The 20,273-nt window shown below is 61.4% G+C and carries 18 protein-coding genes and 1 riboswitch; of the genes, 5 read left to right on the top strand and 13 right to left on the bottom strand.

Annotation, left to right across the window (positions count from 1 at the left end):
• The first annotated feature begins 3 nt into the window (after positions 1-3).
• From amaB to NBG89_RS16000, 5 genes are all read left to right on the top strand, one after another.
• Entirely contained in the window at positions 4-1,542 is a 1,539-nt protein-coding gene (gene amaB, locus NBG89_RS16020; protein ID WP_431320753.1) for an L-piperidine-6-carboxylate dehydrogenase, read from the top strand.
• A 72-nt stretch (positions 1,543-1,614) separates the two neighbouring features.
• On the top strand, positions 1,615-2,604 hold the full coding sequence (locus NBG89_RS16015; protein ID WP_431320752.1) for an Ldh family oxidoreductase: 990 nt from the start codon (positions 1,615-1,617) through the stop codon (positions 2,602-2,604).
• A 136-nt stretch (positions 2,605-2,740) separates the two neighbouring features.
• Complete coding sequence (locus NBG89_RS16010; protein ID WP_431320751.1) at positions 2,741-3,769, top strand: iron ABC transporter substrate-binding protein; 1,029 nt, start codon at positions 2,741-2,743, stop codon at positions 3,767-3,769.
• Positions 3,770-3,944: 175 nt separating this feature from the next.
• Positions 3,945-5,501, top strand: a complete 1,557-nt coding sequence (locus NBG89_RS16005) for an ABC transporter permease (protein WP_431320750.1) — start codon at positions 3,945-3,947, stop codon at positions 5,499-5,501.
• Positions 5,498-6,538, top strand: coding sequence for an ABC transporter ATP-binding protein (locus tag NBG89_RS16000; protein ID WP_431320749.1), 1,041 nt, complete (start codon positions 5,498-5,500; stop codon positions 6,536-6,538). The genes NBG89_RS16005 and NBG89_RS16000 overlap by 4 nt, the downstream gene beginning before the upstream one ends.
• Here the strand turns inward: NBG89_RS16000 and NBG89_RS15995 are convergent, their stop codons facing one another.
• The 13 genes from NBG89_RS15995 to NBG89_RS15935 form a co-directional block, all read right to left on the bottom strand.
• Positions 6,539-7,864 carry a glucoamylase family protein gene (locus NBG89_RS15995; RefSeq protein ID WP_431320748.1) on the bottom strand — a complete coding sequence of 442 codons (1,326 nt, stop codon included), beginning with the start codon at positions 7,862-7,864 and terminating at the stop codon, positions 6,539-6,541. It abuts the gene before it with no gap.
• Positions 7,865-7,980: 116 nt separating this feature from the next.
• The gene (locus tag NBG89_RS15990; protein ID WP_431320747.1) at positions 7,981-8,610 is read right to left on the bottom strand and encodes a thiamine phosphate synthase; all 630 of its coding nucleotides are present in this window, start codon (positions 8,608-8,610) and stop codon (positions 7,981-7,983) included.
• Positions 8,607-9,380, bottom strand: coding sequence for a thiazole synthase (locus tag NBG89_RS15985; protein WP_431320746.1), 774 nt, complete (start codon positions 9,378-9,380; stop codon positions 8,607-8,609). Before NBG89_RS15985 ends, NBG89_RS15990 begins: the two co-directional genes overlap by 4 nt.
• Positions 9,381-9,382: 2 nt before the next feature.
• On the bottom strand, positions 9,383-9,580 hold the full coding sequence (gene thiS / locus NBG89_RS15980) for a sulfur carrier protein ThiS (RefSeq protein ID WP_431320745.1): 198 nt from the start codon (positions 9,578-9,580) through the stop codon (positions 9,383-9,385).
• Positions 9,577-10,551 carry a glycine oxidase ThiO gene (gene thiO, locus NBG89_RS15975; RefSeq protein WP_431320744.1) on the bottom strand — a complete coding sequence of 325 codons (975 nt, stop codon included), beginning with the start codon at positions 10,549-10,551 and terminating at the stop codon, positions 9,577-9,579. Before thiO ends, thiS begins: the two co-directional genes overlap by 4 nt.
• Before the next feature lie 2 nt (positions 10,552-10,553).
• A complete protein-coding gene (thiC, locus tag NBG89_RS15970; RefSeq protein WP_431320743.1) occupies positions 10,554-12,380 on the bottom strand; it encodes a phosphomethylpyrimidine synthase ThiC in 1,827 nt (608 codons plus the stop codon).
• A 93-nt stretch (positions 12,381-12,473) separates the two neighbouring features.
• Positions 12,474-12,585, bottom strand: a riboswitch (TPP riboswitch).
• Between the two features lie 47 nt (positions 12,586-12,632).
• Positions 12,633-13,397 carry a FadR/GntR family transcriptional regulator gene (locus NBG89_RS15965; protein ID WP_431320742.1) on the bottom strand — a complete coding sequence of 255 codons (765 nt, stop codon included), beginning with the start codon at positions 13,395-13,397 and terminating at the stop codon, positions 12,633-12,635.
• 24 nt (positions 13,398-13,421) lie between these two features.
• Positions 13,422-14,483 (bottom strand): four-carbon acid sugar kinase family protein, encoded by a 1,062-nt coding sequence (locus NBG89_RS15960; RefSeq protein WP_431320741.1) that lies wholly within the window; start codon positions 14,481-14,483, stop codon positions 13,422-13,424.
• The gene (locus tag NBG89_RS15955; RefSeq protein WP_431320740.1) at positions 14,480-15,472 is read right to left on the bottom strand and encodes an ABC transporter ATP-binding protein; all 993 of its coding nucleotides are present in this window, start codon (positions 15,470-15,472) and stop codon (positions 14,480-14,482) included. The genes NBG89_RS15960 and NBG89_RS15955 overlap by 4 nt, the downstream gene beginning before the upstream one ends.
• The gene (locus tag NBG89_RS15950; protein WP_088693034.1) at positions 15,472-16,479 is read right to left on the bottom strand and encodes an ABC transporter ATP-binding protein; all 1,008 of its coding nucleotides are present in this window, start codon (positions 16,477-16,479) and stop codon (positions 15,472-15,474) included. The genes NBG89_RS15955 and NBG89_RS15950 overlap by 1 nt, the downstream gene beginning before the upstream one ends.
• Positions 16,479-17,438: an ABC transporter permease gene (locus NBG89_RS15945; RefSeq protein ID WP_431320739.1), complete on the bottom strand. Its 960-nt coding sequence runs from the start codon at positions 17,436-17,438 to the stop codon at positions 16,479-16,481. The genes NBG89_RS15950 and NBG89_RS15945 overlap by 1 nt, the downstream gene beginning before the upstream one ends.
• Before the next feature lie 2 nt (positions 17,439-17,440).
• A complete protein-coding gene (locus NBG89_RS15940; RefSeq protein WP_431320738.1) occupies positions 17,441-18,397 on the bottom strand; it encodes an ABC transporter permease in 957 nt (318 codons plus the stop codon).
• A 143-nt stretch (positions 18,398-18,540) separates the two neighbouring features.
• Positions 18,541-20,190 (bottom strand): ABC transporter substrate-binding protein, encoded by a 1,650-nt coding sequence (locus NBG89_RS15935; protein WP_431320737.1) that lies wholly within the window; start codon positions 20,188-20,190, stop codon positions 18,541-18,543.
• Positions 20,191-20,273: the final 83 nt, after the last annotated feature.

Below are 20,273 nucleotides of genomic sequence, written 5' to 3'. Positions count from 1 at the left end.
ACCATGACCATCTCTGCACTTGATCTCGCCGCCGAGACGAAAAAACTGCTCACGGAACTGGGCGTCGGCGCCGACCGCTATACCGGCGGCACGCTTCGCGTTACCTCTCCGGTCACCGGTAAGGAGATCGGTGTGCTGAAGGAGCACTCTGCCTCAGAAGCAAAGGACGCCATCGAGGCGGCGCACAAGGCATTCCTCGAGTGGCGGGCCGTTCCGGCTCCGAAGCGCGGCGAACTCGTGCGCCTGCTCGGCCAAGAGCTCCGCGCGGCAAAACTCGCTCTCGGCCGACTCGTCTCGATCGAGGTTGGCAAGATCACCTCCGAGGGGCTCGGCGAAGTCCAGGAAATGATCGACATCTGCGACTTTGCCGTCGGCCTGTCGCGCCAGCTCTATGGTCTTACCATTGCCACGGAGCGCTCCGAGCACCGGATGATGGAAAGCTGGCACCCGCTGGGCGTCGTCGGCATTATCTCTGCCTTCAATTTTCCGGTCGCCGTCTGGTCGTGGAATGCCGCCTTGGCGCTGGTTTGCGGCAACTCAACAGTGTGGAAGCCTTCGGAGAAGACGCCACTGACGGCGCTTGCCGTTCAGGCGCTGTTTGAGAAGGCATTGAAGCGGTTTGTCGCCGAAGGCGGAGCCGCGCCTGCGAACCTTTCGACGTTGCTCATCGGTGGACGTGATGTCGGGGAAGTGCTTGTCGACCATCCCAAGGTGCCGCTGGTTTCCGCGACGGGGTCGACGGCCATGGGCCGCGTTGTCGGTCCCCGCCTGTCACAGCGCTTTGCGCGATCGATCCTCGAACTCGGCGGCAACAATGCCGCGATCATCTGCCCGACGGCCGATCTTGACCTGACGCTGCGTGGCGTTGCCTTTTCCGCCATGGGGACCGCCGGTCAGCGCTGCACGACGCTGCGCCGCCTGTTCGTTCACGAGAGCGTCTACGACAAGCTCGTTCCGCGCCTGCAGAAGGCCTATGGCTCGGTCTCGATCGGCAGCCCGCTGGAAACGGGGACGCTTGTCGGGCCTCTCATCGACAAGCATGCCTTTACGAACATGCAGTCGGCTCTCGAGCAAGCGAGAGCTGCCGGCGGCAAGGTTACCGGTGGCGAGCGCGTCGAAAACGGTGCGGGAGACGCTTTCTATGTCCGTCCGGCGCTCGTTGAAATGCCCGCACAGACCGGCCCTGTCGAGCATGAGACATTTGCGCCAATTCTCTACGTGATGAAGTACACGGATTTCGATCAGGTGTTGGAGCTCCATAACGCGGTGCCGCAGGGACTTTCTTCTTCGATCTTCACGAATGATATGCGTGAGGCTGAAACCTTTGTTTCTGCGCGCGGTTCCGATTGTGGCATCGCCAATGTCAACCTCGGTCCGTCGGGAGCCGAAATCGGTGGTGCGTTCGGCGGCGAGAAGGAAACCGGCGGTGGCCGCGAGTCCGGCTCGGATGCCTGGAAGGCCTATATGCGCAGGGCGACGAACACAGTCAATTACGGCAAGACACTGCCGCTTGCGCAGGGCGTAAAGTTCGACGTCGAATGATCATTGCCTGCATTGCAGCCGAAAGGGTGATGACATAACACGTCATCACCCTTTTTTGTTTTGCAGGTTGCCATGCATTTCACCCTAACTGCGGCAGAAACGCTCGTTGTCGATGCCTTGACGCGCAATCGTGTGGACGAGGCCAATGCGCTCTCGGTCGCCAGGGCACTCGTTGCCGCCGAAGCTGCTGGACAAGGCGGTCATGGCCTGCGCCGGGTCGAGGCCTACGCAAAGCAGGCCAAAGCAGGCAAGGTCGACGGATTTGCCACGCCGCAGCTCGAGCGGCCGTTTCCCGCCGTTGTGCGCATTGATGCCTGCCACGGCTACGCCTATCCGGCCTTCGATCTCGCAGCCTCGATTCTCCCGGAGATTGTCCAGCAGCAGGGCATCGCTTTAGCGGCGGTTCATCGTTCCCACCACGCCGGCGTCCTCGCCTTGACCGTCGAGCGGTTTGCGGAAATGGGGTTTGTCGCTCTGATGGTTGCCAATGCCACTGCGTCCATGGCCGCCTGGGGTGGGCGCAAGCCCGTTTTTGGAACGAATCCCATAGCGTTTGCTGCGCCGATCCCGGCAGCCGACCCCCTCGTCATTGATCTCGCGCTTTCGCGCGTTGCCCGTGGCAAGGTGATGGCAGCACGCCAAAAGGGTGTCGCTATTCCTGCGGATTGGGCTTTTGACCGGAACGGCCAGCCGACGACGGATGCGGCTGCGGCACTCGAGGGGACGATGGCACCATCGGGAGAAGCCAAGGGTGCCGCGTTGGCGATGATGGTCGAATTCCTTGCCGGCGCACTGACAGGGGCCAATTTCTCCTTCGAGTCCTCCTCGCTTTTCGACGATAAGGGTTCGGCACCCGGCCTCGGGCAGATGCTTGTTGTCATCAACCCGACCGCCAGCGGTGGAAGTGGTGTTGCCGAACGATTGGCCGCACTTATAGACGAGATCTCGTCCGACCCCGGCGTCCGGCTGCCCGGGCGTCGGGGTCAAACGGCACGGCAGCAGGCCCTGGAACACGGCATTGACGTGGACGACGAGGTCATTGCCGCGATCCGTGCGCTCTAGAACGATTCTAAAGTTGATGAACGGTTTCAAGTATTTGTGATTCTCATGCCATCACTAAAACTTGAAATGCCAAATCAACAAAAATATACGGGCTCCAACAGCCCGGGATCTCGGGTGAAACACCATGGAGGGCTTCATGAAAACTTCCCTTAATCGCCTTTCGGGCGTGCTGGCGTTTGCCGCCTTGCTCATTGCCGCAACTTCACTCGCCACTGGCACCGCTCTGGCGCAGGAATCTGAAGGCATTGTCGTCTACAATGCTCAGCATGAGAGCCTCGGGCGCGAGTGGATCGATGCATTCACAAAGGCAACCGGCATCAAGGTAACGATGCGCCAAGGCGGCGACATGCAGCTCGCCAATCAGATCGTTCAGGAAGGTGATGCGTCGCCGGCCGACGTTTTCCTGACGGAGAACTCTCCGGCCATGACGCTGGTCGATGCAGCTGGCCTCTTTGCGCCGGTCGACAAGGAAACGCTGGCTCAGGTCCCCGAGCAGTATCGCCCGTCTGACGGCATGTGGACCGGCATTGCTGCTCGTTCAACGGTTTTTGCTTATGACAAGACGAAGCTGACTGAGGACAAGTTGCCGAAGTCGCTGCTCGACCTTGCGGATCCGGCCTGGAAGGGTCGTTGGGGCGCTTCGCCGGCGGGCGCTGACTTCCAGGCGATTGTCAGCGCTTTGCTCGAACTCAAGGGTGAGGAAGCAACGACGGCTTGGCTCAAGGCGCTCAAGGAAAACTCCACGCCCTACAAGGGCAATAGCGTCGCGATGAAGGCGGTCAACGCCGGCGAAGTCGAGGGCGCGGTCATCTATCACTATTACTGGTTCGGCGATCAGGCGAAGACTGGTGAAAACAGCAAGAACGTTGCCCTGCACTACTTCAAGAATCAGGATCCGGGTGCTTTCGTCAGCATCTCCGGCGGCGGCGTTCTGAAGTCGAGCCAGCATGCCAAGGAAGCTCAGGCCTTCCTGAAGTTCGTTACCGGCAAGCCCGGCCAGGACATCCTTAAGAACGGCACGTCCTATGAATATGCCATCGGAAAGGATGCGGCATCGAATGACAAGCTCGTTCCGCTGGCTGACCTCAATGCACCGAAGGTCGATGCGGCCAAGCTGAACAGCAAGAAGGTGACGGAACTGATGACAGCCGCTGGCATCATCTAGTCTTTCTGTCAGAGGCCCTGCGGGTCAAAACTGTTGCTTTTGGCTCAAGAAAAACGTAGGGCATGACGAAATCGGCAACCGCCCTATCATAGGCGGTTGCCTTCCTTTTTCAGCGTATGAAGGCGCGGCCTTGCTGCAGGACAACAGATTGCTTGTTCCCGGTCATGAAAGGCCGATGGCGCGGTCGGTGGCGGGAATAGATCGGCTGCGTGCACGTCTGCCCCACGCTGCCGTCATCTTTTTTGCCTCCGTTGTGGCGCTGTTCAGTCTGGTGCCGCTCGGTTTCATAGGCTGGATAACCTTCGATGTCGGTTGGCAGACCGTCAAGGAATTGGTGTTCCGCGCGCGCGTTGGCGAGCTGCTCGTCAACACGGTGCTGCTGGAAGCATTTACCATTCCACTGTCGATTGCCCTTGCCGTGACACTGGCCTGGCTGGTCGAGCGGACGGATATACCCTTCGCGCGGCTGTGGTCGTGGCTGGCGGTTGCGCCGCTCGCGGTGCCGGCCTTCGTCCATAGCTACGCGTGGATCAGCCTCGCCCCCGGCATGCGCGGGCTGCAGAGCGGCGTCTTCGTTTCCGTGCTTGCGTACTTCCCGTTTCTCTATCTGCCGGTCGCCGCTGCCCTGCGCCGGCTTGACCCCGCCATTGAGGACGCCGCTTCTTCCCTTGGCCTCGGGCCTTGGCGTTTGTTCTTCCGCACCATCCTGCCACAATTGCGCTTCGCCATCTGCGGTGGTTCGCTGCTGATCGCGCTGCATCTGCTGTCGGAATACGGTCTCTTCGTGATGATCCGTTTCGACACCTTCGCAACGGCGATCGTCGATCAGTTCCAATCCGCCTACAATAGCCCGGCTGCCAACATGCTGGGTGGTGTTCTTGTCGGCTGCTGCCTGTTTCTGCTCGGCTTGGAAATCCTGCTGCGCGGCAACGAGCGATATGCCCGTGTCGGATCCGGTTCGGCGCGGCCGGCGGATCGCCGTCGGCTTGGCTGGTTCATAATGCCGGCGATCGTACTTCAGGTGGGTCTCGCGGCTTTGACGCTCGGCGTTCCCTTGGTGACGCTGGTGCGATGGCTCTATCTCGGTGGGCTCGGGGTCTGGCGCGTCGACACGATCGGCAATGCGTTTGTGCAAACCATCGTTCTCGCGGTTGCCGGCGGCGTGCTCGCGACGATTGCCGCAGCGCCAATGGCCTGGCTTTCCGTCCGAGCGCCGGGGCGTCTGCAGCGCCTGCTCGAGGCCTGCCATTATTATGTCGGATCGCTGCCGGGTGTGGTTGTCGCGCTCGCGCTGGTGACGATTACGGTCCGTCTCGTTCTGCCCCTCTATCAGACCTTTGCAACTCTTGTTGCTGCCTACATCTTGCTGTTCCTACCGCGTGCTATGGTGGGCCTGCGCGCCAGCATCGCCCAGGCGCCCGTGGAGCTGGAGCGCGCCGCGATGGGTCTTGGCCGCACGCCGGCCCAGGCAGTGAGGCAGATTACCATGCGGCTCGCCGCGCCGGGCGCAGCTGCCAGCGTCGCGCTTGTCGGTCTCGGCATCACCAACGAGTTGACCGCGACATTGATGCTGGCGCCAAATGGGGTGGAAACGCTTGCGACGAAGTTTTGGTCGCTGACCAGCGAGATCGACTACATGGCGGCGGCGCCTTACGCATTCATGATGGTCGTGCTATCGCTGCCGCTCACTCTTCTTCTCTATACCCAATCGAAACGGACTGCCGGACAATGACGCTGCTTACGATCGATCGCATCAGCAAGCGCTACGGACATGTCCAGGCATTGCAGAACATTTCACTCGATGTCGCCGCCGGCAGCCGCACGGCCGTGGTCGGGCCTTCGGGGTCGGGCAAGACGACGCTGCTGCGCATCATCGCCGGTTTCGAGCAGCCTGATGACGGCCGTGTGACGCTTAGCGGCGAGCTTCTGGCGGACGGTCCGGTGGTGGTGCCCGCGCACAAGCGAGGCATCGGTATCGTGTCGCAGGATGGCGCGCTGTTTCCGCATCTGAGCGTCGCCGACAATATTGGCTTCGGCTTCGAGCGCGGTGCGCCCGATCGCGAACGACGCGTCATCGACCTGCTCGATATGGTCGAGCTTGACCGCAACATGCTCACCCGCCGGCCGCACCAGCTTTCCGGCGGCCAGCAGCAGCGCGTCGCGCTTGCCCGCGCGCTCGGTCGCAAGCCGCGCCTGATGCTGCTCGATGAACCGTTTTCGGCTCTCGATACCGGTCTGCGCGAGAATATGCGCAAGGCCGTCGCGCGCGTTCTCCAGTCGGCGGGCATCACGACGATCCTCGTCACACATGATCAGGCGGAAGCGCTCTCCTTCGCCGATCAGGTCGCCGTCCTGCGGGAAGGCAGATTGATCCAGGCGGGTTCACCGCAATCGGTTTACTTGCAGCCCATTGATCGCGAGACAGCTCTTTTTCTCGGAGACGCGGTTATGCTTCCGGCCGTTGTTCGCAATGGTTTTGCCGATTGTGCGCTCGGCCGCGTCGCTGTCGATGGCAGCCATAAAGGCAAGGTCGAGATCATGCTGCGGCCCGAACAGATCAGGGTCGTTCCCGATGAAAGCGCGCAGACCTATCGCGGACGGGTCGTCGAGGTCGAATTCGGCGGGGCGACCTGCACCGTCGCGGTGTCGCTTGAAGGCGTCGCCCTTCCGCCGATCATGGTCAAGACGTCAAGCGTGGCGCTTCCGGAGCGCGGAGATCATGTTCGTCTCGACATCGCCGGCAAGGCGCACGTTCTCGGAAGTCGCTGATCAGGCGATCTTCAGTTCGGAACTCTCATCTTCCGATAACCAGCCACCTCTAAATCCTGCTAGCTCAAGACCGCGTCGGATGACCGGTGAACGGCGCATAAGACCCCAGATGAAGTCCGAGCGATCATTTTCGATCGTCATGACCAGAAGACCCTGATCGATGCCGACGCAGCGGTCGTCGACCCAGCCTTCAGGCCGCTTGGTCTTGACGGTCGGGTTGAATCCACCGGGGAAGCGATCCTCGTAGAGCAGGTTCGGATAGGTCGATATCAGGGCGCGAAGGCCATCGAGCGACGCTTGGCGGTCATATGGGAGCGATGCGAGTGCTGCCCAGGGTGCGATCGTGCCGTCATCTGGTCCGAGCGGTGCGCCACGCGCTGCATAGCCGAGTACGCGCGGATGGCGACCGCCACGCATGTTACGGGTCGGAGGCGGGCCGTCCGAGGCAGACAGACCCCAGATGTCCTTGCTGTAACCGACAAAATGGCCGGGATTGCGCTGCGCATAGTCCCGCTGCACGGCGATCGATACCTGCGTGTTGCGGAAATAATCCCAGTTGCGCTCGGCCATTGCCTTGTCCTGGATTCCGCGGAAATCGATCCAGGCATGCGAGAAAAGATGAATGAAAAGCGGGCCGGCATAGACATAAGGTTGATCGCCGAAAAGCATCCACGAATAGCTCGCGGTAAAGGCATCATAGCTCGACGCCGGGATTGGATGCGTCGGGGAAGCGAGCGCCAGCGTATAAAGCAGGATCGCTTCGTCGTAGCCCTGCCAGCGCCAACGCAGGAAGCCACTGCCTGGCTTCCAGCCCATGCATACGGTCTGGCCTTTGTTCAGCGCCCAGTGCCAGTCGATTCTTTCGTAGACCAAACTCGCGAGCCTACGGATCTCCGTCTCGGCTTCGGTGTTGCGGTCGAAATAGGCCGTAGCGGTCAACATGCCTGCCACGAGAAGCGTGGTGTCGATCGTCGACAGCTCGCTGTTCCAGGCGCGGTGGCCGGTGTCCATATGCAGGAAGTGATAGAAGAAGCCGCGATAGCCGATCGCGTGCCGCTCACGACCTTGGTGGCCGTTGGCAAAGAAACAAAGCGTCTTCAGCGTGTAGTCGATCGCTTCGGAGCGCTGCATCCAGCCACGCTCGACAGCGACGGGATAGGACGACAGGGAGAAGCCGACCGCGGCGATGCTGCAGGGAACGCCCGCGATGGACGTGTCCGGGACCAAGCCGTTGTCCGGATTGTAGTGCTTCGGGAAATAATTAAATGCGCCTCGCTGAAGCCTGTCGATCAGTGCGGCGTCCGTTTCCTCGGTCCGTTGTAACATACGTGCCAAGCCCAACTTGTTGTCCAGCCCCCGGTTCAACATGGTCAAGCACGATCCGCAAATCAATCATTTTTGAAGGGGTTGCGACTGAACGACCCATCGGTCGTTCTGCTCTGCTACCGACCCAAGGGCATTTCCACTCCGCGCCAAGAAGCGGTGGCAGCAAGCCACTGCCGCGTTCGTGTCTCCGGATCGGGGTGCAGGGTAATATCGGTCACGACGGCTGCGCTGTCGGCGCCCCGAGACAAAACGCCCTCGATTCGATCGACGTTCAGCCCGCCGATAGCGACGAGCGGCAGGTCGCCGACGCGCGCTTTCCATATGCGGAGGCGCTCGAGTCCCTGCGGCGACCACTTCATTTGCTTGAGGATGGTCGGATAGACCGGACCGAGCGCGACATAGTCCGGCTTTGCCGCCATCGCCGTCTCGAGCTCGGCATCGTCGTGGGTGGACAGCCCGAGCTTCAGGCCGGCCGCTCGAATGGCACCGAGATCGGCCGCTTCCAGATCCTCCTGACCGAGGTGGACGAAATCGCATCCTTCATCGATGGCAAGCTGCCAGTAGTCGTTGACGATCAGTTGGCAGCCATGTGCGGCGCAAATTGCCTTTGCAGTCCGGATTTCGGTGCGCAGCTCGGTCGGTTCCCTATTCTTGATCCGCAACTGCACAAGCTTGACCCCGAGCGGCACCAGCCGCGCGATCCATTCGACGCTGTCGACGATGAGATAGAAGGGATCGAGCTTCATGCAAAGACGGCCTTTCCGATGATGGGTGTCGACGGAACAGCAACATCGCGTGGTTCGAGCATGCCCGCACCGAAAGCCTCGCGGCCGGACTCGATCGCCTTGGCAAATGCACTGGCCATGGCAACAGGGTCGCCCGCACCGGCGACGGCGGTATTCAAGAGGACGGCATCGAAGCCGAGCTCCATGACTGATGTCGCGTGCGACGGCCGGCCGATTCCGGCGTCGACGATGAGTGGAACGTCAGGAAAATGCGCGCGCATGGAACGCAGAGCAGAGAGGTTCAGCGGTCCCGCAGCACTGCCGATCGGGGCGCACCAGGGCATCAGCACCCGGCAACCCGCTTCGAGCAGCTTTTCCGCCACCACGAGGTCGTCGGTCGTGTAGGGGAAGACCTCAAAGCCTTCGGCTGAAAGGATGCGTGCGGCCTCCACCAGGCTGAAAACGTCTGGCTGAAGCGTATCGTGGTTGCCGATCACCTCCAGTTTGATCCAATTGGTGCCAAACAACTCGCGCGCCATCTTGGCTGTCAGCACGGCCTCTGAAACCCCATGACAGCCGGCTGTATTCGGCAGAACACGAACGCCAAGCGCGCGGATCATTTCGAAGAAGGCACCACCGCTTCGTCCGCCGGCGGTCTCGCGGCGGAGCGAGACGGTGACGATCTCCGTTCCTGACCGTTTGACGGCCTCCGCAAGGATCGCGGGTGATGGATATCGTGCGGTACCGAGAAGCAGACGGGAAGAGACTTCAGTATCGTAAAGCGTCAGCATGGTCAGCCCCCTTGCATCGGCGACAGGATTTCGATCCTGTCATTGTCGTTGAGTGCGTGGTCGGCGCGATCCTCGCGGTGGACGATTTCGCCGTTGACGGCGGTCGCCAGCCAATCGCCTTCATATTCCATCAGCGTCAGCAACTCCGACAACGTCGCGGCAATCAGGTCGTGTTGCTCGCCATTGACGATCAATCTCATCGGTTACTTCCTCCTGTTTTGGTTCGGGAGAAGACAAGGTCTGCGGCCTCCTCCGCCATCGCGGGTGCCAGCAGGAAGCCGTGGCGATAGAGACCGTTGAGCACGACAGCATCACGCTCGCGGGTCGCGCGGGGAAAATTGTCGGCGAACGCCGGTCGGACACCGACCCCGGTTTCGACGACGGCCGCGTCCGCAAAGGCGGGATGCACGGCATAGGCAGCGTTCAGCAGCTCCATCATTGAACGTGCCGAGATCGGGCCGCCGAACTCCGTTTCGATCATGGTGGCACCCACCATGAACAAGCCGCCTCCACGTGGAACGATATATACGGGGAAGCGGGGATGCAGCAGGCGAACGGCTCTGGCGAGGGCGACTTCGTCGGTTTTCAGATAAAGCATTTCGCCGCGAACGCCGCGAAGCCCGCTCGTTTGCCCAATGCGCGCCGCGCCCGTGCAATCGACGATGTCGTCGTAGCCGGCGGTTTCGGTCGCTTGGTCAATGAATGCGACATGCCGGTCGACGAGCTTATCTCGCAGCAGACCCAACACGCGCCTTGGATTGAGATGTCCTTCCAGCGGGAAGAACAGGGCTCGCCTGAAGCGCCCAGCGAAAGCCGGTTCCAACGCGGTGATTTGGTCTTCGTCCAACCATTCATAGTCGCTGGTGCGACCGGCGAAGCGATCGAGTTCGCCCTGATCGCGCGCGGGAGCAACAACCAGCGTTCCGTTGCGGCGGACCTCGCCCGGCAGCATCATGTCCCACCGGTCGATGGCGTCGCGGCCGCGCAGCAATATGGCTTCCTCGGCGCTTTCGCGTTCACACCAGGGCGCGAGCATGCCGCCCGCGAGCCAGGAGGCTGTTTGGCTGAAGCCTGGACACGGATCCACGACGGTTACGTCGGCGCGGCGAAGGCTGAGTTCGTGCGCGACCGTGAGGCCGGCAACACCGGCCCCCTTGACAAGGACGCGCATTTTCAGTCGCGCGTCCCTTGGACGGTGTCGATCGGCATATAGAGATCGCCGCCCTCGCGGTATTTTGCCGCCATGGCGTCGAGTCCTTCCTTCTGTGCCTCGGCGCGGATGTCGTGCGAGATCCGCATCGAGCAGAATTTCGGGCCACACATCGAGCAGAAGTGCGCCACCTTGTGGGCTTCCTTCGGCAGCGTTTCGTCGTGGAAGCTGCGGGCCGTCTCCGGATCGAGCGACAGGTTGAACTGATCCTCCCAGCGGAATTCGAAGCGGGCGCGTGACAGGGCGTCGTCGCGCACCTGAGCGGCCGGGTGTCCCTTGGCGAGATCGGCGGCATGGGCAGCGATCTTGTAGGTGATGACGCCGGTCTTCACATCATGGCGGTCCGGAAGGCCTAGGTGCTCCTTCGGGGTGACGTAGCAGAGCATCGCCGTGCCGAACCAACCGATCATGGCAGCACCTATGCCCGAGGTGATGTGGTCGTAGCCGGGGGCGATGTCGGTCGTCAGCGGTCCAAGCGTGTAGAAAGGCGCCTCGCCGCAGACGGCGAGCTGCTTGTCCATGTTTTCCTTGATCTTGTGCATCGGCACGTGGCCGGGTCCTTCGATCATCACCTGGCAGTCCTTGGCCCAGGCGATCTTCGTCAGTTCGCCGAGGGTTTCCAGTTCGGCGAATTGCGCGGCGTCGTTGGCATCGGCGATCGAACCCGGACGCAGGCCGTCGCCGAGCGAGAACGAGACATCATAGGCGCGGCAGATGTCACAGATCTCTTCGAAATGCTCGTAGAGGAAGCTCTCGCGGTGATGATGAAGACACCACTTCGCCATGATCGAGCCGCCGCGCGAAACGATGCCGGTGACGCGGTTGACGGTCAGCGGGATATAGTGGAGCCGGACGCCGGCATGGATAGTGAAGTAGTCGACGCCCTGCTCCGCCTGCTCGATGAGGGTATCGCGATAGACTTCCCAGGTCAGGTTCTCGGCAATGCCCTCGACCTTCTCCAGCGCCTGGTAGAGCGGAACGGTGCCGATCGGCAGCGGCGAGTTGCGGATGATCCATTCGCGGATGTTGTGGATGTTGCGGCCGGTGGATAGATCCATGACGGTATCGGCGCCCCAGCGGGCGGCCCAGACCATCTTCTCGACCTCTTCGGCCATGGACGATGTGACCGCGGAGTTGCCGATGTTGGCGTTGATCTTCACCAGGAAATTCCGGCCGATGATCATCGGTTCGGATTCGGGGTGGTTGATGTTGGCGGGGATGATCGCCCGACCGGCAGCCACCTCCTGCCGGACGAATTCCGGGGTGACGTGATCCGGAATCCGGGCGCCGAAGCTTTCGCCGTCACGCGTGAGCTCTTCCATCTGCGCCTTGCAGCCGAGATTTTCGCGGATTGCGATAAACTCCATCTCCGGCGTGATGATGCCGGCACGGGCATAGGCGAGCTGGGTGACGGCCTTGCCGTCCTTGGCGCGGAGCGGCTGGCGCTTGGCGGGAAACTCCGGCGTCAGCCGTTCGCCACTGGCGAAGCCGTTATCCTCGGGGCGCACCTGGCGGCCCTGGTAGGCTTCGACATCGCCACGTGCGAGCACCCAATTCCGGCGCAGTTCCGGAAGCCCTTGCTCAATGCTGATGTCAGCGCCTTCGACCGTATAGATGCCAGAGGAATCATAGACCGTGACCGGTGGCTCTCCCGATGTCGGGTGAACACTGATCTCGCGCATCGGCACACGGATATAAGGATGAACTTCTCCCGGGATGTAGATTTTCCGAGAGGCTGGCAGCGGGCCTGTTGTAACGGTCGGGGTGATGTTCTTTGCGGCAATATTCATGGTTTGAGGCTCCAAGTTTTAGGTTTGGAGACCCAGTCCTCAGCCGGAATGATGAAAAGACGCCGGCACCGACTCCACGCGAGAATCCAATGCCTTCGAGCGCTTGCACCGTCCCTACGCCAGTATGAACTGGATCAGGTTCAACGGGTCACTGCGCACGATAGCAGTATCTCAGCCCCTTGCCGGGACCCCCCTGGTGAATGCCAAAAGGTTAGAACCAGAGCAGCAAAGCTGTCAAGCCGACTGCCGCAACTACATGGAAAGGTCCAGAGCGCGGCCTTCGAAGAGGCGGCTCTGCGAACCCTCAAGATGCGTCTTCATCAAAGCCCGCGCGTCTTCCGCACGGCCTTCGACGATGGCGAGGTAAATCTTGTTGTGCTCCTCGTAGACCTGCTCGAGGCCCTGACGCGGACCAAGGAGCGATAGGCCGTGAAGGTGCATGCCAACGGCGATATGAGCCTTCAGGGCGTCGATCGAGGCCGTGTAGTAGTGGTTGTTGGCGGCTTCTGTGACGGCCCGATGGAACGTGAAGTCGGCGTCGGTGCGATGGAGCTGATGGCTAGTCGCCTCGCGTAGATCGGCGAGTGCTGCCGCAATTTTCTGGATCGCCGCCTCGTCACGACGCTTGGCGGCAAAGTAGGCGGCGGCAGGCTCGATCGTCAGGCGAAACTCATAGCAGCGCTGGATGTCGGCGATCGTCTTGACCGGCGAATAGGAAAGTTGCGTCGTCGGCGAACCGTGGGCGCTGACGAACGTGCCGGCGCCCTGACGGGCATACACGATGCCCTGATCGCGCAACCGTGCCAAGGCATCGCGCACGATCGGACGCGAGACGCCCAGCATCGATGCGAGCTCATGCTCGCCGGGCAGACGCGAATCCGGTGGATAGTTTCCGGAACGAATGCGCTCCTGCAACTGGTCGAAGACCCGATCGACCAGCTTGACGGCCTTGCCACGCTCCGGCTTGGCTGCCGGGGTCGTCTGGGCATTTGCCGATACACCGTTTGCTTCGTCCACTTTCATTCTCCCCGCCGGCATTGCCTATGCCGCCTGATTCTGTGCAATCAGTCTTAGCAAACTATCAGAATTCCCAAAGCCCCCCGACTTCACCGCACAGTGCAGATGCAGGCCGTCGGATGTGGTTACATCAAACCATGGAATGCCCGCTTCGATCTCGCCCTTCGGCCTCAGGGTTCGAATTCCAAGTTCGCGAAATACCGCCAGCGCCGTATCGCCTCCACCGACCATCAGCATCTCCGGGCTCGTTGCGTTTATGATTGATTTTACGCCTTTCGCGAAGCGGTCGGCAACTGCTGCTGCCTCGCTGGTGATTTCGCCTGTGCAGCGCAGAAGGATTGGCAAGCCAAATCGTGCTTCGGGAGGCAATGCTCCCATGGGCGCATCGATAGTCGAGACTAGGCCACCGGAACTTTCCAGTTTGGCCATCTGCGCCGCCGTGATGGGATCGCGCGAGCCGAAAGCAAAAACCGTCCGGGATGACGTCGCAAAGGGATTGTTTGCGCTATTCGGCTGGCCGATCTTGCGGGCAAGCGCACTGCCGATACCTCGGGCACCGACGGCTAGGGTCCTACTCCAGTCATATGCATCAACCACCCGGTCGAGATCGCTGTCCGTTTCGGCGTCGCGGACGGCCACTTGACGGTCGCTCGTCCCGAAGAGAACGGGGATCGGTAGCGCCTCACCGACGCCACGGCCGACCACGTGGCCGCTGCGGGTCAACCGCTCCTGATCGGGAATGGCGGGTGACACGACGATCGCCTCGTGGCCGAAGACGGCAGCCAGAGCTGCGCTTTCCGCTGCAACATTCCCCTTGAGCCGGGAGTCGATCTTTTTCAGAACGATCTGAGGCGAGGCGGCAAGAAGGGCCTTCGCCGCAGCGCTGACCTTTCTTGCCGCTTCCTCCTCCGGGAGAGCTCTTGAAGCCGTGTTGACCACCGCGACCTCGCAATCGGTCGCAAGCGTTTCCGATATGGCTCCGACGTCGATCGCAACAGCGACGGAAAGTCCGGCGTCGACGAAGGGGGTTCCCGTGTCGAGCGCGCCGGTCAAATCGTCAGCGATGATCGCGACCTTTAGCGTCATGCAGTCTGTCCTGTGTTGACGGCGTGGCAGGCGACAAGGTGGCCGGGTTTGGCTTCCCTCCACTCCGGCACGACCTTGCTGCACACGTCCATGGTGATCGGGCAGCGCGAATGGAAGCGGCAGCCGCTCGGTGGGTTGAGCGGGCTCGGCACGTCGCCCTGCAGGATCTGGCGCTTGCGCGTGCGTTCCAGCTCCGGATCCGTTTCCGGAACGGCAGAGAGCAGCGCCTTCGTGTAGGGATGCAAAGGGTTTTCGAACAGTTCCTCGCGCGTCGCAAGTTCCGCCAGGCGGCCGAGATACATGACACCGACGCGCGTGCTGATATGGCGCACGACGGCCAGATCATGGGCGATGAACAAATAGGTCAGGCCATATTTTTCCTGCAGATCGAGCAGGAGATTGATGATCTGCGCCTGGATCGAGACGTCGAGCGCCGAGATCGCCTCATCGCAGACGATGAATTTCGGCTGGCAGGCGAGTGCGCGAGCGATGACGACACGCTGCCGCTGGCCACCGGACAGCTCATGCGGATAGCGCTGTGCAAAGCGGGTGGGCAGGCCAACGTCGGTCAGCAGTGTGGCGATCTTGTCCTTGAGCTCCGCTTTGGTGCAGAGCTTGTGGAAGAGGATCGGCTCGCCGATCGCCTCACCGATCGTCATACGTGGATTGAGTGTTGAATAGGGATCCTGAAAGACGATCTGCAGGTCGCGGCGGAAGGGCCGCATTTGCTTTTCATCCATCGTCGCCAGATCCTGCCCCTTGTACACGACCTTGCCTGATGTCGCCTTGTAGAGGTTGAGGATGGTGAAGCCGGTCGTCGACTTGCCGCAGCCGGATTCACCGACCAGCGAGAGCGTCTCGCCTTCCATGATGTCGAGATTGACGTTGTCCAGCGCATAGACCGTCGCCGAGCGCTCGCCGAAGGCGCCGAGCTTGACGTGGAAATGCTTGACGAGGTTTTCGACCCTCAGCAGCGGTTGAGTACCCATCACGCAGCCTCCTGCATTTTCTGGACGACGAAGCAGGCCGTGCGGTGGTTTCCTGCGCCTGATAGCGGTTCGAGTTTCGGCACGCGCTCGTGGCAGACGGCTTCCGCCAGCGGACAGCGCGGTGCAAAGGGGCAGCCCTTGGGGCGGCGGCCCGGCTCCGGCGGCGTACCGCCGATGGAGCTAAGCCGGCTTGCAGGCGCATCCGACAGCTTCGGGATCGAGGCCAAGAGGCCACGCGTATACGGATGGCTGGGGCGGGCATAGAGCTCGTCGACCGGTGCATCCTCGACCACGGTGCCGGCATAGAGCACGGCGACGCGATCGACGAGACCGGCGATCAGCGCCAGGTCATGGGTGATCCAGACAACCGACATACCGAGCTTGGCGCGCAGGTCCTTCACGAGGTCGACGATCTGCGCCTGGATGGTGACGTCAAGCGCCGTCGTCGGCTCGTCCGCGATCAGCAGTTTCGGATTGCAGGCAAGGCCGATCGCGATCATCACGCGCTGGCGCATGCCGCCGGAAAGTTCGTGCGGATAGGCCTGCAGACGCTCTTCCGGACCGGGAATACCGACGAGGCGCAGCAGTTCGACGGCGCGAACGCGAGCCTCTGCCTTCTTCATGCCGCGGTGATAGATCAGCGGTTCGCAGATCTGGTCGCCGATGCGCATGACTGGGTTGAGCGAGGTCATCGGATCCTGGAAGACGAAGCCGATATCGCCGCCGCGCACCTTGCGCAGTTCCTTATTCGACATCTTCTGCAGGTCCTGGCCGTCGAAGCTCGCCGACCCCTTGGTGACCTTGATCTTGTTCGGCAGTAGCCGCATCAGGCTCAGCATCGTCAGGCTCTTGCCGCAGCCGGACTCACCGACGACGCCAAGCGTCTCGCCCTTGTTGACGTGAAGGTCGATGCCATCGACCACGACCGCCGGGCCGTTTCTGCCGTCGATTTCGACCGTCAGGCCGCGGACATCGAGCAGTTTCTCGTTAGATCGCGTCGTGTTCATCACTTGGAACCCCGCGGATTGAGTGCGTCGTTGAGGCCATCGCCGAGGAAGCTGAAGGCAACCGAGGCAAGGCCGAGAACGGCGGCCGGAGCGGCCAGCAGATGCGGGTAGTGCTGCCAGACGCGCAGGCCATCCGAGATCATGTTGCCCCAGCTTGGGGTCGGTGGGTTGACGCCGATGCCGAGGAAGCTGAAGGCGCTCTCCAGAACCATGGCAGTGCCAAGGCCGGCGCTGACGGAGACGATCAGCGGACCAAGCGCATTTGGAATGACGTAGCGCTTCATGATGATCCAGTTCGAAAGGCCGAGTGCCTGGGCGGCCGTGATATAGGGCCGGCTGCGGATCGACAGCACCTGGGCGCGAACGAGACGCGCATAGGGCGGCCATGAAATCAAGGCCATCGAGCCGAAGACCAGAATGAAGTCGACCCAAATGGTCTGGCGATAGAAGGGATCGAGCGTCGCCAGATACTGCGCCTCCATCCATTTGGTGATCGGGGACTTCAGCGATGCATTGATGACGACGACGAGGAGCAGGTTCGGCACGGACATGGTCATGTCGGTCAGCCACATGATGACGCGGTCGAACGGATTGCCGAAGAAGCCAGCGATGGCGCCGAGAATCGTGCCGATCAGAACCGCGATGACGGTGACAATGACCGCGACCAGGAAGGCCGTGCGGGTGCCGAAGACGACGCGGCTGAATACATCGCGGCCGAGATCGTCGGTGCCGAAGAGATGCTGCAGCGACGGCACGGCGTTGCGGGCCTGCAGATTCTGGCTCAGGTAGTCATAGGGCGTCAGATAGGGGCCAAAGATCGCGGTGAAAGCAAGGATTGCCACGACGATCAGGCCGAAGACGGCAAGCTTGTTGCGCTTCAGGCGATACCAGGCGTCGCGCCAGAGGCTGACGGGTGCCTCTTCCTGAGCTGCGACGGGAGAGAGAGGGATGGCGGACATGGTCAGCGGCTCCTTCTTGCATCGTTGGCGCGCGGATCAAGCAGCGGATAGAGAACGTCGACCAGAAGGTTCGATATCATTACCAGGAAAGATCCGATGAGCGTGATCGCCAGAATGACGGGGTAGTCGGAATTGGTCAGTGCCTGCACGGTCAGGCGACCGAGGCCGGGAAGACCGAAGACGAGCTCCACGAAGATCGCGCCATTGACAATGGTGATCATGATCAGACCAAGCTGGGTGACGACGGGGGTGAGCACCGGTCGCAGGATATGGCGCAGCGCCACGACCATCTCGGGCACACCCTTGGCGCGGGCGGTGCGGACGAAATCCTCCGACAGCACCTCGATGACGGCGGCGCGCGTCTGGCGGACGATCAGCGCGATTGGCTGGAATGAGAGCACGATAAGCGGCAACAGGATGCGGACGTCGAAAACACCGCCCCAGCCATAGGGCACCTTGATCATCGGCAGCAGCACGATAAGGCCGACCATCAGGAGCGGGCCGGCGACATAGGCCGGGATCGCCCAGAGGAAGAGCGCGCTGCCGAGGATCGTGTAATCGAGGCGGCTGTTCTGGTTCATCGCGGCGATCATGCCGAGCGGAATGGCGATGATGGTCGTCAGGATGATGGAACAGAGCGCCAGCTTAAAAGAAACGGGGGCCGCAGCCGAGACCATTGCCCAGACCGAGCGACCGGAGGTCAGCGAATTGCCGAACTGGCCATGCAACAGGTTCCAGATGTAAAGGCCGAACTGCTCGATGAAGGGCCTGTTCAGGCCGGCACTTTCGCGGATGGCTTCGATGCGCTGCGGATTATAGGCGACATCGCCGGGTGCGCGCAGAAAGATCAGCTTGATCGGGTCGCCGGCGCCGTAGAATGCCAGCGCGTAGACGGCCAGCATCACGATCAGAACGGACGGAATCCAGATGACAAACCGGGTCAGCACGTAGCGTAACAAGGTCATCTCCCACCGGTTGGCAGACACCTTTCCGCATCAACGCGGACATGCGATGTCTTCTTGAAACTTGCGCGAAGGCCTTGCGGTCTTCGCGCGGTTGCTGATGTGCCCAAGGGCTATCTATTTCAGAGTTTCGGGCCGGCTCAGCCGATCGAAATGTCCCAGGGCGCCACGACCTGCCAGTCGAGGTTTTTTTCCATTCCCTTGACATCTTTGGTGGCCCAGCGGGACATCGCTTGAGAATACCACGGAATGAATGCCCAATCGTCGCGGAATGCCTTCTGAGCATCCTGGGCGAGCTTGACGCGCTGCGGATCATCGACGGCTTTCGTCGCGGCTTCGGCAAGTGCTGCATCCACCTTGTCGTTCTTGTAGCCGCCAAGCTTGTTCTGCGCGTTCGACGAGGTCGAGGCGATGCAGCCGGCGAGATAGGAAACGGCATCGGGAACACGGGTGCCGACGTCGTCGCGGAAGATCTGGACAGCATTCTGGTCCGGACCGGCATAGGAGTCCTGCTGCGGCTTCATGTCTACGGCCGTGATGCCAAGGTTCTGGCGCCACTGCTCGGCGATGAACTGGGCCGCAGCCTCGATCGCTGGCGCGGAAATACCCACGAAGAGGATCTTCGGCAGGCGCTCGGGACCACCGTAGGTCGATTCGGCAAGCAGCTTCTTTGCCGCGGCCGGATCATACGGATAGGGCTCGAAGCCGGAATTGTCGGCACCGGGCACAGAATTCAGGATCTGGTCGGCCTTCTTGTGCGGGCCATCCGGATAGGAAGCCTTGAAAAGGCCGTCGCGATCGATCGCCATGATCAGCGCCTGGCGAACCTTTGGATCGTCCATCGGTGCGCGGGCAACGTTGAACCAGAAGTGCTGGCTGGTCGGGATCAGCGGGCCGGCGGAGAATTCAGGGCCGAGGTCCTGGATGATCGTTGAGGTGACCAGCTCGGTATGCGCGTTGAACTCGCCTGACTTGATCAGGGACGTCGCGGTGACGTTATCCTCGATCGAGGTGATTTCAATGCGCGCGAGCTTCGGCTTCGGACCAAAGAAGTTCTCGTTCGGCTCGAACACCAGCTTGCCGGCGTCGATATCGATGCTGGTGAGCTTGAACGGGCCGGAATAGACGGCGCTATTGTCGGGCTTGTACCAGTCGGCCACTTCCTCGCCGTCGCTGCCGCGCGACTGGGCGGCCTTGGTAATCGGGACAATGTGGTTAGCAAGGCGCATGAAGAAGATCGGATCAACTTCTGCCAGCGTCACGACGACAGTGCCTTCATCAGGCGCGGTGACACCCGTCAACTCGTTGCCGGAACCTGCGCCGATTTCCTTGTAGCCCTGAACCTTGCTCAACACCTGGTCGGCGCGCTGGCTCTTGGTGTTGGGCATGGAGGCGACTTCCCAGGATCCCTTGATGTCGGCCGAGGTGATCTTGCTGCCGTCCGAGAAGACAGCCCTCGGGTCGATCTTGAAGGTCCAGACCTTGTTATCGGGCGATTCCCAGCTGGTGAAGACGTATGGCTTGATCTTGCCTTCGCTGTCGAAATACATCGGCGAGGCCCACCAGATCGAATTCCAGCGGAACGGAACGCCGCCACCGCGCAATGGCGACCAATCCTGGTTGAACGCGGGATTGGCAACCTTCAGAACCTGGCCATCGTCGGCAAGCACGATGCGTGCGTTCATGCCGAAGACTGTAAGGCCGACGCCGGCGGCGAGGCCAAGCTTCAGCGCGTCGCGACGCGACATCTGCGCTTTCTGCGCAATATTCCCTTCATTCCGATCAGTCATCGTGTCCTCCCATGACAAAATCAGTGACGGCACCACTTTCACTCTGTTCCCGAAAGTGCGTCACGACATGGCGCAGACACTCG

Origin of the sequence: Rhizobium sp. YTU87027, assembly GCF_050644135.1 — a bacterium.
In the GTDB taxonomy this organism is placed as follows: Bacteria; Pseudomonadota; Alphaproteobacteria; order Rhizobiales; family Rhizobiaceae; genus Rhizobium.
The sequence above is the reverse complement of the archived record's forward strand: the minus strand, read 5'-3'. Positions and strand labels throughout refer to the sequence as shown.